This window comes from Spirosoma sp. 209, from assembly GCF_002006735.1.
Classification (GTDB): Bacteria; Bacteroidota; Bacteroidia; order Cytophagales; family Spirosomataceae; genus Spirosoma; species Spirosoma sordidisoli.
On sequence record NZ_MVEC01000009.1, the window covers coordinates 395692 to 414031 of the forward strand.

13 protein-coding genes are annotated in these 18340 nt (G+C 52.1%); 3 read left to right on the plus strand and 10 right to left on the minus strand.

Translation table 11 applies throughout. The features are described from left to right. Position 1 precedes the first annotated feature (1 nt). From B1C80_RS16965 to uvrA, 9 genes are all read right to left on the minus strand, one after another. Positions 2-700 (minus strand): hypothetical protein, encoded by a 699-nt coding sequence (locus B1C80_RS16965; protein ID WP_077922373.1) that lies wholly within the window; start codon positions 698-700, stop codon positions 2-4. Between the two features lie 103 nt (positions 701-803). Then, positions 804-1733 (minus strand): M57 family metalloprotease, encoded by a 930-nt coding sequence (locus B1C80_RS16970; RefSeq protein ID WP_161492781.1) that lies wholly within the window; start codon positions 1731-1733, stop codon positions 804-806. Next, positions 1706-2893 carry a M57 family metalloprotease gene (locus tag B1C80_RS16975; RefSeq protein ID WP_161492782.1) on the minus strand — a complete coding sequence of 396 codons (1188 nt, stop codon included), beginning with the start codon at positions 2891-2893 and terminating at the stop codon, positions 1706-1708. Before B1C80_RS16975 ends, B1C80_RS16970 begins: the two co-directional genes overlap by 28 nt. Positions 2894-2948: 55 nt before the next feature. Next, positions 2949-4070, minus strand: coding sequence for a M57 family metalloprotease (locus B1C80_RS16980; protein ID WP_139361668.1), 1122 nt, complete (start codon positions 4068-4070; stop codon positions 2949-2951). A gap of 54 nt (positions 4071-4124) precedes the next feature. After that, positions 4125-4991, minus strand: coding sequence for a hypothetical protein (locus B1C80_RS16985; protein WP_077922376.1), 867 nt, complete (start codon positions 4989-4991; stop codon positions 4125-4127). 145 nt (positions 4992-5136) lie between these two features. Continuing rightward, positions 5137-6042 (minus strand): hypothetical protein, encoded by a 906-nt coding sequence (locus B1C80_RS16990; protein WP_077922377.1) that lies wholly within the window; start codon positions 6040-6042, stop codon positions 5137-5139. A 316-nt stretch (positions 6043-6358) separates the two neighbouring features. After that, the gene (locus tag B1C80_RS16995; protein WP_077922378.1) at positions 6359-7264 is read right to left on the minus strand and encodes a hypothetical protein; all 906 of its coding nucleotides are present in this window, start codon (positions 7262-7264) and stop codon (positions 6359-6361) included. A 144-nt stretch (positions 7265-7408) separates the two neighbouring features. Continuing rightward, positions 7409-10216: a TonB-dependent receptor gene (locus B1C80_RS17000; protein WP_077922379.1), complete on the minus strand. Its 2808-nt coding sequence runs from the start codon at positions 10214-10216 to the stop codon at positions 7409-7411. 1132 nt (positions 10217-11348) lie between these two features. Further along, the gene (gene uvrA, locus B1C80_RS17010; RefSeq protein WP_077922381.1) at positions 11349-14267 is read right to left on the minus strand and encodes an excinuclease ABC subunit UvrA; all 2919 of its coding nucleotides are present in this window, start codon (positions 14265-14267) and stop codon (positions 11349-11351) included. 171 nt (positions 14268-14438) lie between these two features. On the opposite strand from uvrA, the gene B1C80_RS17015 reads away from it, so the two are divergent. Continuing rightward, the gene (locus B1C80_RS17015; RefSeq protein ID WP_077922382.1) at positions 14439-15071 is read left to right on the plus strand and encodes an MgtC/SapB family protein; all 633 of its coding nucleotides are present in this window, start codon (positions 14439-14441) and stop codon (positions 15069-15071) included. 122 nt (positions 15072-15193) lie between these two features. After that, positions 15194-15826 (plus strand): hypothetical protein, encoded by a 633-nt coding sequence (locus B1C80_RS17020; RefSeq protein WP_077922383.1) that lies wholly within the window; start codon positions 15194-15196, stop codon positions 15824-15826. Between the two features lie 73 nt (positions 15827-15899). On the opposite strand, the gene B1C80_RS17025 is transcribed toward B1C80_RS17020, so the two are convergent. Next, positions 15900-16952, minus strand: a complete 1053-nt coding sequence (locus B1C80_RS17025; protein ID WP_236648815.1) for an SGNH/GDSL hydrolase family protein — start codon at positions 16950-16952, stop codon at positions 15900-15902. A 266-nt stretch (positions 16953-17218) separates the two neighbouring features. On the opposite strand from B1C80_RS17025, the gene B1C80_RS17030 reads away from it, so the two are divergent. Beyond that, positions 17219-18334, plus strand: a complete 1116-nt coding sequence (locus B1C80_RS17030) for a hypothetical protein (protein WP_077922385.1) — start codon at positions 17219-17221, stop codon at positions 18332-18334. Positions 18335-18340 lie beyond the last annotated feature (6 nt).

Consider the following 18340-nt stretch of genomic DNA (forward strand, 5'->3'; position numbering starts at 1 on the left):
TTTATTGTACAAGATGGGACACTACATAACCTCGGATATTACCAAAGTAGTACTGGTCAGCAATAATTTTCGTGCTGATCGACGTAGTTGCTCTTGAGGCCAATGAGACTTTAAGTGTAGCGCCAGTGTTCAATTTAAAACTGATCGTTTTTGCAGTTGGAGTTACATTGGCAATGCGCACAACTCCGGTCCCCATCCCATCTCCTCCCCTGGCCAGATACCCAGGGGTTGTCAGGAAAAATCCATTTCCAATCAGTTTATTGGTTGTTAAGTTGAAGGCTATTGCGTTTACTTTAGTATTGTAATTATAGTTGGTGCCAGTTAGTGTCACTACATATTGGTGCTTATGTTGCAAGCCAATTATGGGCTGCCAGTTTGCCTGAACAACGAAAAAAACATAAGAGCTTAGATCAACGGCTTCCTCCCGGGGTAGCGTAGGCGGAGCGTCGTCCTCGCTGTCATAAACAGTCATAATATTAGCCGAATCGCGTACTGCCACCCTGGCTTGCGCCAGCAGCCGTTCTATTTCTTTAGGATCGGTAATTTGTTTCCCTTTGTAGAACACTTTGGCCGGTGTATCGACACTAGTAACATCTGGGGCAACAGAGGTATTAGCTGGCATAAGTTCGGCTGTTCGGCAGCCAAATACCGTTAGGCCTACAAAAAGGCCGAGCGTAATCAGTAATGCGAGTTGTTTCATGGCGTTTAAATGGGTTAGTAAAAATTGATTAATCTGGATTTAGGTAAGATCATTGTTATCAGCAGGTTATATCCGTGCTTACCACCGCTACTTTCGTGCGCCCCTACTGTTGAAGCGTTTCGAATGGAGACCAGGGCGTATAATTGCCAGCCATATCCTGCCACCGCAGTTTGACGGTCACCGTAATGCCTGTGCGAGCAGGAATATCAAATCCTAAACCCACGCCAGCCATACGCACGCCAATAGCCGGGGCCGTAGCTACGACCTTACCTGCCCTGTAAACCTGGTACCACACATACACCCCTTTCGAGGGAGTGAAGGTGGTTTGCCGTCTTATCCACACGATATTTTTTACGCTATCTAAAGACAAGTAAGCTTTCAGATAAACAGGGTATAACAATCGAAGTGCCTGGCCATCGTTGCCGTTTATCTTGTCGTATTCACCCGTATAGCTAGCGTTCATAATAGAACTAACATCGTTGATCGGCAGGCCCGGTAGGTACAGGGCAGGCGATTCATTGTTCGGTTGCCAGTTTGTATGTCGCAACCCAACGATATGCCCAAGCTCGTGGGCTACAATAGCAGCCTGCTGGTTCCACGGCCTGTTCACAAATGCACTATAGGCATTGAATATCAGCCTATTGCCCAAAATACCGTTCTTGGGGTAGTCGGCCGCGGCATAAGTGATGGCATTGGCGAAGTTGGTCGTGATACCCACCTTCACTACATTGACGCCACTCGATGGTGTTTTAGTCACCCTAAAAAAGATGTTCGAATCAGTAAGGCCCGAGGTATGTGTTGCCTTGTTCCAGAGTTTGGCGCCATTGACAACGGCATTCGTGAAGGCATTGATATCAGCCTGCGTAAATGGACGACGACCCTGTCCGGGTGAGACATTCAAAAAACGCTGCAGCGGAGACACATCGATTACTATGTTTTTTTGTATGCTGTAGTTCCAGATGAGGCCATGGTTGTTAGTATAGGCCTGCTCCTCCCGAGCATCAGTCATGTCGGCCTGGCTTGGCAGCGCCATGTTCTTGGGGAACACCATGTCGCCATCGGCGATGGTGACCAGTTGCCGACCGAACCATCCGAATAGCGTGTCCTGACTCGAACCCGGTAAGTCCGCACTTGGGGTTTGTACGCATTGGGATCCACATTTGCCGGCCGTTTAAACCGGAACAAAATCCTCGAGTAGCTCACGTTGCCAGCTTTGAACGTGATAGGCGCATAGACCCCATCACCGGTAGGGTTGCCCAGCGCGCTATACGCCACGTCGAAGCCTTTGACGTTGTGCAAAGGACCTCGCCAGGTTAACAACACTGGAGATGAGTTCGAGAAGGCCTCGTAGGCGGAGCTTAACTTAAAGCCGTAGGCCGTAGCAGGGTACATGACTCTGAGGGCGGCTTTATCAGCATTACTAACAGCTAACGCCCCCCCGTTTCGATTCATGATTGAATTTACATCCGATGCCGGGGTGCCGGGTATCTGGATGGCGGGTAGCTCATTCGTAAAGTTTTTCCAATCGGTGTGTACTAAGCCCAAACAATGCCCCAGGGCGTGATACATGTAGCTGACTCTCTCAAAAAAGTTTAGGTTGTTAAAGTAGAATTTGTGAATGCTTACCAGCCCGCCTGGCTTGCCTTGGGAGGGCGGAGTACCCGTTATATACTGACCAATCGACTTAATCGGTATGCGTACGTCGTCGACGACGACCTTGATATGTACTCTGGCGTTGGGTTGTTCTGTATAAAACTTTAAACGCACCTGATTCGTGCTTGCCACATAGTTCAGTAAATCAACCGCCCCTTTCACATAAGCCGCAATACTTGGGTCCGCCTTTTTAGCGGCTGCATCAACAGATACGTCGATGCTTGTCTGGGCAGCGCCATTATAGATGAGCTGATCGTAGCTTTGTATAACCTGCTCCTCCTGAGCCCCGTTGGCAGTTAACGCCATGTTTTTATCAAACAGCAGGTCGCCATCGGCCAGGAAGTGATCACCCGCGTCATAGATGAGCGAGTCGGGGCAGCCCAGGCTACGGATGTAGGCCCGTACGGCCGGGCTGTTATCAGCCTGCTCAGGCTGGGGCGTCAGCGGGTCCATGACGGGCTGGCAGGCAGTAGCCAACACCAGGCTGGCGGCCAGCAGGCCAGTCAGCGATTTCCTGAAGAGTAGTAAGGATGTTTGCATGGTCATAGGGTTAGATAGGGGTTCATCAACAAGTGAGCAGGTTTAGTATACGTCCTCAGCGAGCATAGAGAATGGCCGTGTCCGTCCAGGCCGAGCGCGACAGCTTACCCGGGGGTGCATCGTCGTTATAAACCGTCTGCACCTCCACCTCATACAGGCTGGCCACCGAACACTGACAAACCGGGTTCGCTACATTTACATTGAGACCAGCCCGGGTACCCACTACCCAGAGAGTGCGGGGAATGCCGTTGCTTTCCATGTCTACAGGCGTCACTTTCACGTAGTAGCCCTTCACGGGGTGGAGCGGGCCAGACCAGCTGATGCGCAGGGTGGTGGGGTTGATCCAGTTGAGCTTTATATTGTAAGGCGTCTTTGGGTAGATCACCCGCAGCGCTTTAGCGTCGTTGGCTGTTAATCTGGTGGGCCAGCCGCTTTGAGTCAAGTCGGCATTCATTATCGATGCCCGTTCAACTGTGGGCGTATAAGCAAGATCGATTCTTGTCGGTTCATTTTTTGCCGCCCAGTCTGTATGGGCCAGCCCCAGCGTATGACCAAGTTCATGGGCTAGTACTGTAATTTTTTGCGACCGTGCGAGCGGATTAAAGTAGGTTAAGTTGACAATTATGTGCGGCCCTGGTTTTCCATTCCGGGGAGATTCGGCCAATGCATAATAATCGTCCAGACTCGGGTCTACGGTTTGTATGACGATGACATCGTAGGGAGTAGTTCTGTTCACTAGCTCAAACCGAATGTTGCTGCCTGAATTGTTCCATAATGTCATAGCCGCCCTGATCTCCGGTTCGTACACGCTCATAGTTCTCGTGGTGGTTAACCGTACGCGTTTCTGTCTTAGTCCATTCCAGATTAACCCTCCGGTTGGAATATATGCCTGCTCTTCCGCTGCGTCAGTCGTGATAGTCTGGCCTGGCAGCGCCATATTTTTGGGAAACAGCATATCGCCATCGGCCAGGAAGTGGTCGCCCGCATCATGAATCAGCGAATCGGGGCAGCCCAGGCTGCGGATGTAGGCCCGTACGGCCGGGCTGTTATCAACTTGCCCGGCCTGGGGCCTCAGCGAGTCCGTGACGGGCTGGCAGCTGTTATTCAGCAATAACAACAAACTCAGAGGCCGCAACCCTCGAAACAGCCGCAAGAAAAAATGTAGAGATACTTTCATCCTGGAGGGGTTAGTGAGTCAAAGAAGTGTCAGATTTAGGCTTGTTGCTACGCATTACAGGAGTCGCTTACAGGAATCGATGTCTTTTGTCAGTTGTGCTTTACAAGCGGCAACTTTTGTCGAATAATTAGTCAGAATAAATACACCGGATATAACAGCACAGGAACTCATCATGGCCGGTAAGCTGGTGAAAATGGCGTTGTTGTGAACAAAATTCACTCCTCCGTCTATGAGCTGGATATGATTAGCTCTCAGTACGACCCGCGCAACATCAATCTTGAAATAAAACACTATAGATGCTAAAATCACGGCTATCGTACAGTCGTCGTTGATCTTGGATATTATACCCCCCTTGGTACCCGCCGTAGCTTTGCCGTTTACACATTCATTAAATTTCACCTTGGCACGCTCAATACAATTGACAACTTCCTGGGCCGTTCCTGCAATCATTCTGCCTGAACCCATTTTCATTTGTAACCGGTAATAAGCAGTCGTAAGAACCGATGCGGCTTCGTCCTGCGACATGATTTTTAGCTCAGGAAACGTAGCCAGCAGTTTATCTCGTAAGGAAAGTGTCGTTATGAGAGCCTTTTCGTACAGGGCCCAATCCGCATAACCAGCTAACTGGGCCAGTTCGTCTTTTTGAGAAGAAAGCAGATACGCTGGCTGCTCCAGCAGTTTTTTCAGGCGGGTCTGTTTGGCAACCGCTTCTTCACTGGTTAGCGCTCCCCATTGTATGGCTTCCCGCCCGGCCATGATGGTCACGTTCATGGCGTACTTCTCGAAGCTATCGCTGGTGCTCAGCTTTTCAATTAATTGCTCCCGTTCAATTGTCTCCGCCATCACTCCGGCGTTGGCATCAAGGCTAATACCGAAACACAAGCCCACCGTAAGCAGGCCGAGAGAAAGTAAACGTTTCATGGTTTGATTTCTTAGGGTTAGGAAATTAGCAGGGTACGTGCATTCGTTTCATGGCGATTAGAGTCTCTGGTCTTGACCCGCTACTAATAAGTGACAGGTCAACCGCTTTGCCATGAATGCGTCTGTTGATCGAATTCGTGACTACTTACACGAACTTGTATTTCGCTACATACGTGAAACGCTCAACTACGAACCGACCAAGTTGCGCTGGTCTTACCATGGGCGTCACGCCTGACCAGAAATTGATGGCTGGAAATGCCCAGTAATAGTGACCATTTTGACGGCTTCCAAAATTGGCCGACACTGCACCGGTCAGATCCATATATACCCAGTAATTGAATATTTGCCGAGTTTTGACCCGAACGATCTGTACCTGGAGTTTTCTGCGCGCTGCCGCAGTCACAGCCCAATAACTTGCAGCAGGTCTTGTCATTTTTAGGAGAGCATAGTTGTCTTTCTTATTGCCAAAAACACTGAATGGCAACGTCATGCCCAATAAGTTTAAATTGACACTGAGCGGTTGGTTGATCGGACTGGTTGTCGTTGTTGTGTGAAAGATATTATAGCCTGTATCAGCTACATAGTTCACTTTCTGAGTGATTGGTGTAGCCCTGGCAGTATTATCGATAATTTTATTAGCCACCAACTTGTCTTCTACTGACACTGTTGCGGTTAACTTAATCTGTTGGTTATTCGAAATTCGGATTTCTGCAGGCGTGAAAGTATTGTAGAAGTCGCCCCGTCCCGCCCCAATTTTATCGCCGTTGAAAAACACACCATCGGGACGCACGTTATTGATTTTGAAGAAGTTAAGTAAATCCTCAACAGTCCTGTAGTTTATTGCCCATTGCTGTAAATGCGACAAACGTAAGGGCATTGGTTTAACCAGCGTAAATTGATTTACAGCCTCTTCAATAGCCGAGTCGCCTGCAGTCTGAACCATTTCCGGTTCGGTCGTTGTCGGTGTAACTTCCTTCTCTTCCTGACAGCTCACCAAGCCTATCGTTGACACAATGAGCATACTCCCAGCAATTAGCTGTTGTGCTTTCATGGGTACTGTGGTTTTGGGTTAGTCATAATGAGATGGGGGACGCTGCCGATTAGTTTCGGCTGTAGCCGGATGCTCCTCCATCCAGAAAATTCTTCTATAGCCCAGAGCGTCTATCCAAAATGTAAAGTATTTATCTTAGGCAAAGTCTCCCCTACCCCCAAAAGCACGGTCAATCGCAGCTGCGCGTTAATCCGTCTTAGAGACTAGGCTTACCTTTCCGATGCGTAAACAGATAGTTTTGGACAGCCGCTCAGGGCTATTCTCAGAGTCAGAGTCTTTTATTCAAGACTTTATCGATGTACTTCTCAATCATTGATCAAATGAATTGACGCTTTATAACGTATTCATACTGCTGAGAAGTTACAGTACCCTTTTGTGAGGGTCTTGCGTTAGGCAGGATACCGGTCCAGAAATTGATTGCAGGCAGACCCAAGTAATTCTTTCCTCGTTGGGGAGTAGAAAAATAAGCAGACACTTGGCCGCCCAGGTCCATAAACACTTGGTATGTATAGTTTCTTGTGACTTTTACTTTGTAGACACTTATTTTCAGCTTTTTGCCCGCCGGCACATTTACTAACCACTGACCATTGACAGGCTTTGTGGCACTTAGCTTTACATTATTATCTTTTTCACCGCCGAAAATTTTCCATTGGATTGATGAGTCATGCAGTTTCAACTTAACATCAAGTGGCTGGGTTATGTAGCTCAACGAAGTCGTTGTGTGATAGATAGCATAGCCCGTTTCTTTTGTGAATGATACGGATGTTGGTAGCGCAGTCGTGCTCTTCGTATTGTCGATAATTTTGTCAAGCAATAGTGTATCAGCTGACCTGGTCATCGAAGATTGAGTGACCCTCTGATTATTGGCAAGTTGTATCTCAGCGGGCTTAAGAGTACTATAAGAATCGCCCCGGCCATCTGCAATTTTATCACCATTGAAAAACAAGCCAGAAGGCTTAGTGCCGTTGACTTTAAAATAGTTAAGCAGATCATCGATCGTTTTGTAGTTCACTGCGGCTTGTTGTAGGTGCGACAAACGCAAAAGCGCAGGTTTGATCAATGTAAATTTAATGGCACCCTCTTCTATCGCCGAGTTATCCGTGGTCTGAATTACTTCCTGTTCGGTTTCCGTTGGCGTAACCTCCTGTTCCTTTTGACAGCTCATCAGCCCCATTGTTGACAAAATGAGCATTGTTCCGGCAATTACGTGTTGCTTTCTCATGGTTACTGTGGTTTTAGGTTAGGTTAGATTAATTCAATCAGACAGGTGAAAGTGGATAAGCGTGTATTCTTTATTCATCATTTGTATGTTCTGAAGTCTGCCATTTTCCCTGGCAAACGGCAGACTTCAGAACATACATACTACTTAGAACTTGATGTTCAGGTTGGCATTGAACATGGTTCCCAATTGGCTGAACTGCGAGCCGTTGTAACCCAGAATGCTGTAGCGACCGCTGAAACCCAGGAAGCCCCGCAACAGCGACTCTTTCTCAGGCGTGTTGATGGCCTGGCTACCCTTTTCGTTCTGAGCAACCAGATCCCATTTAGGCAGTACGTTGAGCAGGTTGTTCACGTTTACGGTAGCGCTTATGTTCTTGCTGAACATATAGCCCAGGCTCAGATCGGTAACCACGGCTGGTTTAAATACGGCTTTGATGTTTTCCATGGCCGATCCGCCGTTGTCCAGATCCTGGAACGAAGTAGACCCGAAGAGCGTGTTGTTCAGGTTCATGTTCCACTTGCCGAGGCTGTAATCTATACCCAGGATGCTCTTGTACCGGGGCCGGCTCTCGGTCAGCAGTGAGCGGATCTGCGTATTCAGGATACTCGAACCGGCTGCTTTGATGGCAGCAGGATCGGCAGGCGCACCGTCGATACGGTTGTCCAGCACGAAGTTACCCGCCAGGTTAAACCCGATACGACCCTGACCAGCCGGCAGGTTCCGGTACGATATTACGTAGTCAAGACCCTGGGTGGTTGTTTCGATACCATTGATGAAAAACTGAATTGTTCTTACGCCAGCCTGTTGCAGAATACCGCCCAGCAGGCTTTTCGGGTCAGACGACGAGATCGACGAGCTATACACAATCCGGTTCTTCACATTGATGCTGTAGTAGTCGAGCGAAATGCTAAGATTCTTAGACGGATTGAGCGCAATACCCGCCGTGATGTTAGTCGAGTTTTCGGGCGTCAGGGCCGGAATGCCCAATGCGCGCGCCTGAGCACTGCGGTTGTTGAAAAGGCCCGACAGTTGAATGGTTCCCCCTACGAAAGCGGCCTGGGTAGACTGCGCGTAGATCTGGTGCAGCGTTGGCGCCCGGAAGCCTGTTGATGCCGAAGCTCTCAGCACAATTTTGTCATCAGCTATTTTATACCGTGATGACAACTTCCAGACATTGGCACTCCCGAAGTCGCTATAGTTCTCCGTGCGGAAGGTACCGTTGACGAGGAAATCCTTCGTAATGTCGTAGCTCAGGTCGAAGTAAGCACCGATATTGAAGCGCTGATTCGACCCCGCATTGACAGCCGCCAGACCCGGAAATGAGTTTGAACCCTCACCACTATACGAAGCCGTATCACCAGCTGTTATGGTGTATTTTTCGGAGCGGGCTTCCATACCGAAGGCGATACCCAGCTTCTCATTCACTTGCTTCGATATATCGATGTTACCCACGATATGCCCGAACGAATAGCCGCCGGGTTTGAAGCGAGTGGGGCTGGCTTTGCCGAGGGTCCGGTTCACGGTATTATCGACCGTATAAACCTGCGAGTTATATCCCGTTGTCAGGCTCACGTCATGCTTCCAGCCGTTGGTTTCACCTTTCACACCGAGGGTAGCATTATAATCGATCATGTCCCCCTCGAACGTTGGCACGTAACCGATGTAGCCCCGATACATGTCTACATTATCCTGGGTCGGAAACGCGAGCGTAGCCTGAGTCAGGTAGTTTTTACCACCGTTATCGGTAACGCTGTGGAGCAGGCCCCGATCCTGGCGCCAGTAAGGAGTCCGATAGTTGGCAAAACTTTCTACCCGCTTCGCAATGAAGGCTCCATTTCCGTAGAGTTGCAGGTTATCGTTCAGACTGACGCCCGCATTCAGTGCAAACTTGGCAGCCCGCGTGTCGCCCGTACCGTTGATGTTATTGGCCGTAGGGTAGTCTTTCAGATAGGCTTTGATGAGCTGGTCCTGCGGTCCGCCAGTGCCGTCGCCAAAAGTGGCAATCTCGGTCGGCACATCGACAATACCCGAACGCACTGCGCTGTTCTGTTTCATAAACTCAGCCGTGTAGTTCACAAACCCTTTACTGCTGAGGTTGCTACCGCCGTTAAGGGCTATACTATACATAGCTCCGTCGCCCTGCGAAGTCACACCGGTGTTTACGTCCAGACTGGTGTAATCGAATTTATCTTTCAGTATGATGTTCATAACACCCGCAATAGCATCAGAGCCGTACTGGGCCGAAGCACCATCGCGCAGAATCTCGACCCGTTTGATGGCCTGCTGCGGAATACCCGAAATATCGACCCCGGTTTCGCCCCGACCCGGCGAGAACTGCACATACAGCAGCGAACTGAGGTTTTTACGCTTGCCATTGACCAGAATCAAGGTCCGGCTGGGGCCCATGTTGCGAAGCTCCCAGGGGTCGAGCAGCGTCGTTGCATCGTTTACGGGCGTGTTAACGGTGTTAAACGACGGTACCCGGTACTGAAGCGACCGATCGAAAGTAGGTTGACCCGTGGTACGCAACTCACTGGCCGACAATACATCGATGGGTACGGGCGAGTCGGTTACGGTGCGCTGCGAAGCCCGGCTACCAACCACGATTACCTCCGACAGGCTGGCCGTTGAAGGCTGTAACTGCACATCGACTTCAACGTCCCCACCCGATACCGTTACATCTTTAGTAATCGCCGTGAACCCGATAAACGAGTAGCTAACTTTATACGATCCGTTTCCGGCTTTCAATGAATAAGCGCCTTGGGCGTCGGTCGTAGTGCCGGTTGTTGTTTTTGCCAGTACGATCGATACACCTGGCAGTGGGTTGTTCTTATCGTCTCTGACGACTCCCTTAATGGCAAATTGTGCCCAGGCGGTGCTGAGCGTTCCAATGATTGATGAAAGTGCTACGGTAAGCCGAAGTATACGGCCCAGGTTGTAATTGTTTTGCATGAATTGTTTGGGGATTTGTGAAAAATTGTTGTTGATGCGCTGACGAGTTGCTGGTCCGCGAAACCAGCTCTCCGTCAACGTAGGCACTATCTATTAAGTCAATCCAGGGATTGAGCGTCTAGCAGGCGACTACCGAAAAGCGTTTCATGCTAACGCTTCGGGTTGCCACAAATACAATAGCCCAGAACCGGGCCGATTTAAAGAGAGACGTAGTAGCTGATTCAGGCATCAGTGCATCGTTGTAGATATAAGCTAGCTTGGTAAAGTCGAAGTCAAAACTGGTCGCTTTCTGCAGGGGCCATAGTATCTCGTTCCGGATAGTGATCGATTGGATCTGATAGGATATCCAGGTTGTAAAGAACCCCCATCCAGTAAGTGTAATGCCCGACGGATTTTCACGACTAAGGCGGGTAGGCAGTACCCTGAGGATTCTACTTAAAGCCGAAGACATGGTGGCCAGCATGACTTCAAAAAAAATTTTGTATAATTCTCTCATAGCATACCACATTTTGGGTTGTACTGGTTCTAGCCAAATGACATATTGCCTATCAACCATTATTCAGATGATATGTCACCACTGACTAAGACGGGGGGAGTTGTAGAAAGTTTCGCAAAAAATTGTTAATAAGTAAAAATGCTTAAACTTTTTAGTAATAATTGGCCTATTTATTGCGTATACAACCTTTTGGTTTATGATAAAAATGACAATGATGAGCTTACTCAGTGGTGAAAATTGGGGTCAGGCCAGCTATTTTATCGTATAAAACCGTAGAAGCCGCGTAAATCAGGGGGCGTAACAACTGCACAGGGCGCAAGCCTGCAGGGTGGGCAAAGCCATCAGGAAGAAAGCGCGCCATTCCGGGCCAATCAGCACCTAAAGACTTGGGTATTTTTCAGGAGCGCGTACCGGAACGGCCCTCAACCGCTTATAATCAGGCATACCAAACACAATCCCGCCGTATCAGGTAGAATGATTCTACCTGATACGGCGGGATTGTGTTTGGTACAATATGTATAACAGAAGGTGCGCCTACATATTTGTACTGTCTGGCGCTGTTATTTCGCAACCCTTGCTCCGGAAGTTGGTTTATCGATTACACGGCGGCAGCATGGCGCTATCGATATGATACCCTTACACCTTGCCGCGCAGAAAATCGGCAGTGTAGTTCTCGCCTTCGGGAAGGGCGACCATGGCTTCGGGCGTACCCGTAAACGTTACATAGCCGCCCGTTTCGCCCCCTTCCGGGCCCAGGTCGATGATATGGTCGGCACTCTTGATGACCTCCATATTGTGCTCGATGATCAGGACCGAATCCCCCTGGTCGACGAGGGCGTTGATGGCCGACAGGAGCTTGCGGATGTCGTGGAAGTGCAGCCCCGTTGTTGGCTCATCGAAAATAAACAGCGTACCGCCTTTATTGGGATTGCCTTTACCCAGGAACGACGCCAGCTTCACGCGCTGAGCCTCGCCCCCCGAGAGCGTATTCGACGACTGGCCCAGCCCAATGTAGCCCAGCCCGACCTCCTGCAACGGCATGAGTTTATCGGCCATTTTCGGTTCGGCCTCCCGGAAAAACTCAATCGCTTCATCGACGGTCATGTCCAGGATGTCCGACACGTTCTTGTCGCGCAGGGCCACCTCCAGAATTTCCTGCTTGAACCGGCGGCCTCCGCAACCCTCGCACCGGAGGTAGATGTCGGCCATGAACTGCATCTCGATCTTTACTTCGCCCTCGCCCTGGCAAACCTCGCAGCGACCGCCATCGACGTTGAACGAGAAATGGCTCGGCTTGTATCCCCGCGACTTCGACACGGGCTGTTCGGCCATGACCTGCCGGAGGTAGTCGTAGGCTTTGATATAAGTAACCGGGTTAGACCGGCTCGACTTGCCGATGGGGTTCTGGTCGATCATTTCGATGGCCTGCACCCGATCGAGCGAGCCGCTCAGCTCGGCGTATTTGCCGGCTTCTTCGGCCGCATCGCCTTTGTGACGCATCAGCGCCGGGTACAGCACCTTCCGGATGAGTGTACTTTTTCCCGACCCCGACACACCCGTTACAACCGTCAGCGTATTGAGCGGAATCCGCACGTCTACGTCTTTCAGGTTGTTTTCCCGGGCGCCTTTCAGCTCGATGTAGTTCGTTGCCTTACGCCGGAAAGCCGGCACCGGCACCGTTTCGCGACCCGTCAGGAAGTCGAGCGTATGGGACCGCAGGGCCGGGTTGGCCGGGAGCAGGTGGTCAATCCCCGTTTCCAGCAGAGCATCGTTCAGCGTCCCCTGAAATACCAGATGGCCGCCCCCCGTACCGGCGTCGGGACCGATATCGATGAGCTGATCAGCCGCCCGCATGACTTCTTCTTCGTGCTCAACGACGATGACGGTATTGCCCATATCGCGGAGCGATTCGAGTACGCTGACCAGCCGTTTGGTATCGCGGGGGTGCAGCCCAATGCTGGGTTCGTCGAGAATATACATCGACCCGACCAGGGCCGAGCCGAGCGAGGTAGCCAGCTTGATCCGCTGGTATTCGCCCCCCGAGAGCGAGTTGGTCAGGCGGTTGAGCGTCAGGTAGCCCAGCCCAACGCGCTCCATATAATCGAGCCGATTGCGGATTTCGATCAGGATTCGGTTGGCAACCTGCTGCTGGTGAGCGGGCAGGTCCAGCTCGCGGAAGAAAGCCGCCGTTTGGGTAATAGGCATGAGTACGAGATCCGTAATCGATTTGCCCGCCACTTTTACGTAGCTCGCATCCCGGCGCAGGCGCGACCCCCGACATTCGGGACAGGTCGTTTTGCCCCGGTAGCGTGACAGCATCACGCGGTACTGCACCTTGAAGGTCTGGCTTTCAACGTACTGAAAAAAGGCGTTGAGCCCGTCGAAGTATTTGTTACCCGTCCAGAGCAACTCCTGCTCGGCGGGGGTCAGGTCTTTGTAGGGCCGATGGATGGGAAAGTCGAAGCGGATACCGTTCCGCAGCAGCGGCTTCAGAAACTCCTCACTCATCTTTTCGCTCCGCCACGGCATAATGGCCCCTTCGAAGACCGACAGGTTTTTGTCGGGAATGACCAGATCAGGATCGATACCAAGCACTTTTCCGAAACCGTCGCACCGGCGGCAGGCTCCGTAGGGGTTGTTGAACGTAAACAGGTTTACACTCGGCTCCTCGAAGGCGATGCCGTCCAGCTCAAACTTGTCGGAGAAGGTACGCGACTCTTTACCGACCACATCGACCCGGCATACGCCATCGCCTTCGTTGAAAGCCGTTTGTACCGAGTCAGAAAAGCGGTATTGCGTATCTTCGTCGGGCTGGCCCTGTTCATCGAACGTTACGGTGCCCCGGTCGATGAGGATTTCCAGAAAAGGCGGCAGCGCCGATGCGACTGTGCCATCGGCTTCGAGCAGGTCTTCGATCTGCATCACCTGCCGACCCGTCGAATCGCCATCGGCCACAATACGGGTGTAGCCTTTCTGAAGCAGGATTTTCAATTCGTAGTCGAGCGTTCGGCCTTCGTGGATGATCAGGGGCGTCGTAATCATGACGCGCTGAGCAGCGCCATCCGGACCAGCCTCAAAGGAGAAGATGTAGTTGACCACATCGGTAACGCTATCCCGGCGCACCTCCCGGCCCGACACGGGCGAGTAAGTAACACCGGCCCGGGCAAACAGCAGCTTGAGGTAGTCGTAAATCTCGGTCGAAGTGCCCACGGTAGAACGCGGGTTACGGGTCGAGACTTTCTGTTCGATGGCGATGGCCGGTGACACCCCTTTGATGTACTCGACCTCGGGTTTTTCCATCCGGCCCAGAAACTGCCGGGCGTAGCTGCTCAGGCTTTCGACATACATCCGCTGCCCTTCGGCAAAGAGCGTATCGAACGCCAGCGATGACTTACCGGAACCCGACAGGCCCGTCAGTACCACCAGCTTGTTGCGCGGAATGGCAACGTCAATTCCTTTCAGATTATGTACTTTCGCCCCTTTGATGATAATAAACTGCCGGGGGTCGAGGTGGTCAACGGAACGCAGTGGTTCGGTTTCCGTGGTTGAATTCATTCGGAGTCAGTAGGGTAAACTCTATCTAGGTTTTAACGGTTTTAGAGTCGGTTAGGTTCGGCAAAAACGAGTAATGGATAGGGGATTCCGAATAAGTCGGGGGGCATTTGTCCGGGTCGGCCAGCCGTTACTCTGCGTACAGACGTATTAGTACATTTTTCACCTGATCCGATGCTTTTTTCTGAAGAAGACATACTCCGCCTGGTGGCGGCTTTGCTGGTTGGCGGGCTGATCGGGGCCGAGCGCGAATACCGCGGTAAGGCCGCCGGGTTCCGGACCATGATCATGATCTGCGTTGGCTCGGCGCTGTTCACGATGGTGTCGGTACGGATTGGCGGCAACAGCACCGATCGTATTGCGGCCAACATTGTCAATGGCATCGGATTTCTGGGTGCCGGCATCATTTTTCGGGAAGAGAATCGCGTCAAGGGCCTGACCACAGCCGCGGTCGTATGGGTCGTGTCGGCGCTGGGGATGTGTCTGGGCAGCGGTCAGTACGACATTGCGCTGACGGGTTTCGGGTTCGTGCTGGGATCGTTGTTGCTGTTGTCGGGCCTGTCCAGGCGCATCAGCAAGTGGAATCAGCTGCGGGAGTACAAGATTGTGACTCCTTTCCGGAACAAGACACTGGCTCAGTACGAGAAGTTTTTCGAAGAGTGCGGTCTTTCGCCCACGCGCAGTCATCAGCAGCGGATCGGTACGGAGATTATCGGCCACTGGCGGGTGAGCGGCTCGGAGAAAAACCACGAGAAATGCATCAAACGGCTGCTGAACGACCCTGAAGTAAAAGAATTTACGTTCTGACTGAACGGTTAGGCCGACAAACGAGTCATTCTGAGGGAATGCAACAGGGTATGGTCCACCTGCGTACTATTGAACGGGCCGATTTCGTTACTAATCGTGCTGAATAGCACTTTCGCATCATCATGAATCATATCCAGAAAATACTCGTCATCGCGGCTCTGCTCAGCAGCACCGTAAGCTTCGGGCAGCTTACCGAAGATCCCGAAGATCGGCGCGACCAGGGCAAAGACCCGCTCCGCACCCAGACTCCCGAAGGTCGTCCTCTCCCGTTCGGCCAGCGGCTTCGGTTCGGGGGTGGTATCAATGGCTTCCGGTTTGGCAACCCGTTCAGCCTGGGCGCATCGCCCGTTATTGCCTATCAGGCCACCGAGCGACTGCTGGTTGGCGTCGGGGCCAGCTATACGTACACGCGTTACAAAGGCATTACCAACACCGGCTCAACGGTACCCGTCGAAACCTACAACCAGTACGGTGGCCGCGGTTTTGTGATGTACGAAGCCATTCCGTCCATTTTGCCCAATCTGTACCTGCATGGCGAAGTAGAAAATACGACCATCCAGGTGCGGTACGACCAGCTGAACCAGAAAGCCAGCCTTGGGCTTACGTCTCCCCTGCTGGGCCTGACGTATATGCAGCCCATCAGCCGCCGGTTTGGGGTTAACCTGACGGCGCTTTATAACCTGAACGCCAACAGCAGCGTGGCCCGGGCTATTTACGGCAGCAGTCCTTTCATTCTGCGATTGTCGTTCTTCTGATCCGTCTTATCCTATACGCCAGCAGCCGCTATTGACCCGTCAGTAGCGGCTGCTGGCGTAGTAGCCAGTTCGGTCACTGAATACTGGCCCACAACAGACTGGCGATCTGCTGCATGCCGCGATCGTTAGGGTGCCGGGCCACGTCGGGGTTTTTATACTGGCTGGCCATATACTCCGGTTTATCGACCAGCGCGCTCAGGTCAGCCACCGGGTATCCTTTTTCAGCGGCCACGCTGCGGATGATGGCGTCGGTACGCGGCTGGTTCCAGAAACTCGTTGAGCAGACGATCTTCACTGGCCCGGCGCTGGCCGCGAAGCGGGTTAGCAGGTTGCGGTAATACGTTTCGAAACGGAGCCGGTCTACCTGGTCTTCGGCTACATTCTCGGCAATCCGCACAACAACAAGGTCAGGAGCAAACCGCAGCGATTCATCCCAGTCGGCCAGGTTCATCTGCGCGTAATTTCGTTCAAAGCTGCCCCCGTTCTGTAGCCTGACCACCACAGCTGGCTGTAGGGCTTTGAGCTGCTGCGTCAGCAGATAGACAAAATCGTGCTGCGGAGACGAAGCGGCCATTCCGTTACTATTGAACCAGCCCAACGACGGCACCGGCAGATGCTCCATGATGCTGTTGCCGATTATCAGCACCCGGTTGAAATACACCGAAAACGGTCTGCTGCGACGCTGCGCGGCTTTTGTGCCCACCCGAACCCGGGCCAGCAGTACGCCCCCATCCATCAGCGGAAACCGATCGCCCACTGTCCAGCTCACGCCCTGATCAACCGAATACTCGACAACGGCCTGGGGCGGTAGCGAGTCGGCCACCAGTCGTACGGGCGTACCTGCGTACAGATTGCCCCCGTCAGGCTCGAAACGGGGGGGCGGTAGCGCTGTCAGGGTGTCTACCGACGTTGCTGGGCTAGTCGGCGGGGTCGAGCCGGGCGTAGTCGTTGCCGGAGCGGGCGTAGTCGATACAGGTCCCGTCGATTGTGGCGGCACGGCCGTATTCGTAGCCGGATAATCGGCCGTACAGCGGGCCATACCGACAAGCATCAACACCCCAACCACGTATCGCATCGAGGATATCCGCAGCAGCCGGCACCGGTATGTAGTCGTCACCAGACTCATACAATCAGATCTAATCAACTGAACCACAACGTATACGTCGCCACGGCTAGTTACCGCTTACGAAATTCAATACTGGCCCGCCCAGCCCGAACAGACAAAGTTAATCATACAAAGCACTCTGAATGAACCACTTTCAGCTAACTAAACAAATCTACCCGTTTCGACACAACTCTCTCTACTTTACCGATGTATCAGCAATAAATTAAGTTTGTAATCATCTCTTCTTTAAGGGATAGGCTCCACACTTACTCTTTATCCAGGCCGGTATGAGGCATCCGTTTACGTACAAGTTAACTGCTTTGTTATTTGCCCTGTTGCTCCTGCTGCCCACTGCTGACTGCATGCTGGGGCTGTCGGTTTCGTTCGAGAACACTGAAAACCGACAACGGCTTCGCAGACCCGTTTTTGAGTTTCCGCACGTCATGCGTTACAAGCGCGATTTTGAAGCTTATTACAAACAGACCTTTGGCTGGCGCGATGCCTTGTTTCAGGTGTACAGCCGCTGGAAACTGTTTGTGCTGGGCCAGTCGCCCCTGCCCGAAAAAGTAGTCATCGGCCGACAAGGCTGGTTTTTTCTGGGTAACAGCGAAAACAGAGTCATGGATCAGCACCGGGGTCTGCTTCCCTGGCCCGCCGATTCGCTGACGAACCTGCTGACCCACCTGCACCATCGGCAGGCCGAGCTGGCCCGCTATCACAGCCAGCTGATTGTTGTTGTTCCGCCCGATGCCCAGTCTGTTTACAGCGAGTACCTGCCCGAACAACTGGTCAACCCCCACCGACCGTCCCGTCTGGATGTGCTGCACCGTCACATCAGCCGGTTGTCAGGTATTCACTTCATCGACCTGCGCGATACCCTTCAAGCCGCCAAGCGACGCTATCAGCTCTACTACCAGACCGATACCCACTGGAACAACGTTGGTTCGCTGGTTAGCTGTGCGGCTCTGATGAAACACCTGCACCGGCTGAACGCGCGCCTGCCTGTCGTCGACTCGTCGGCCTATACCATTACGCCATCGCCCGGTTTCGGGGGTGATCTGGTGCGTATGATCGGGTTGCAGCAGCGCATTAAAGATCCGCTGTATTATAACGTGCAGCGCACCGACGGTCGAAGCCTGCCGCCCCCCGATACCTTGTCCCAACGCTACGGATCGCCCTACCCCATTCTGCGGTTTACCGGAACGGACTGTAGCCAGCCGCGGCTACTGTTCGTTGGCGACTCGTTCAGTTTGTTTGTCATGCAATACTTACCCCACTATTTCAGTGAGTCAATTTTTGTACGCGACTGTCGGCTCGACGCCCGTTTGCTCAATGCGGTAAAGCCTGATATTGTGGTATTTGAAGTCGTAGAACGAAACATTAATTTGCTGTCGCAACTCTAGCTACCT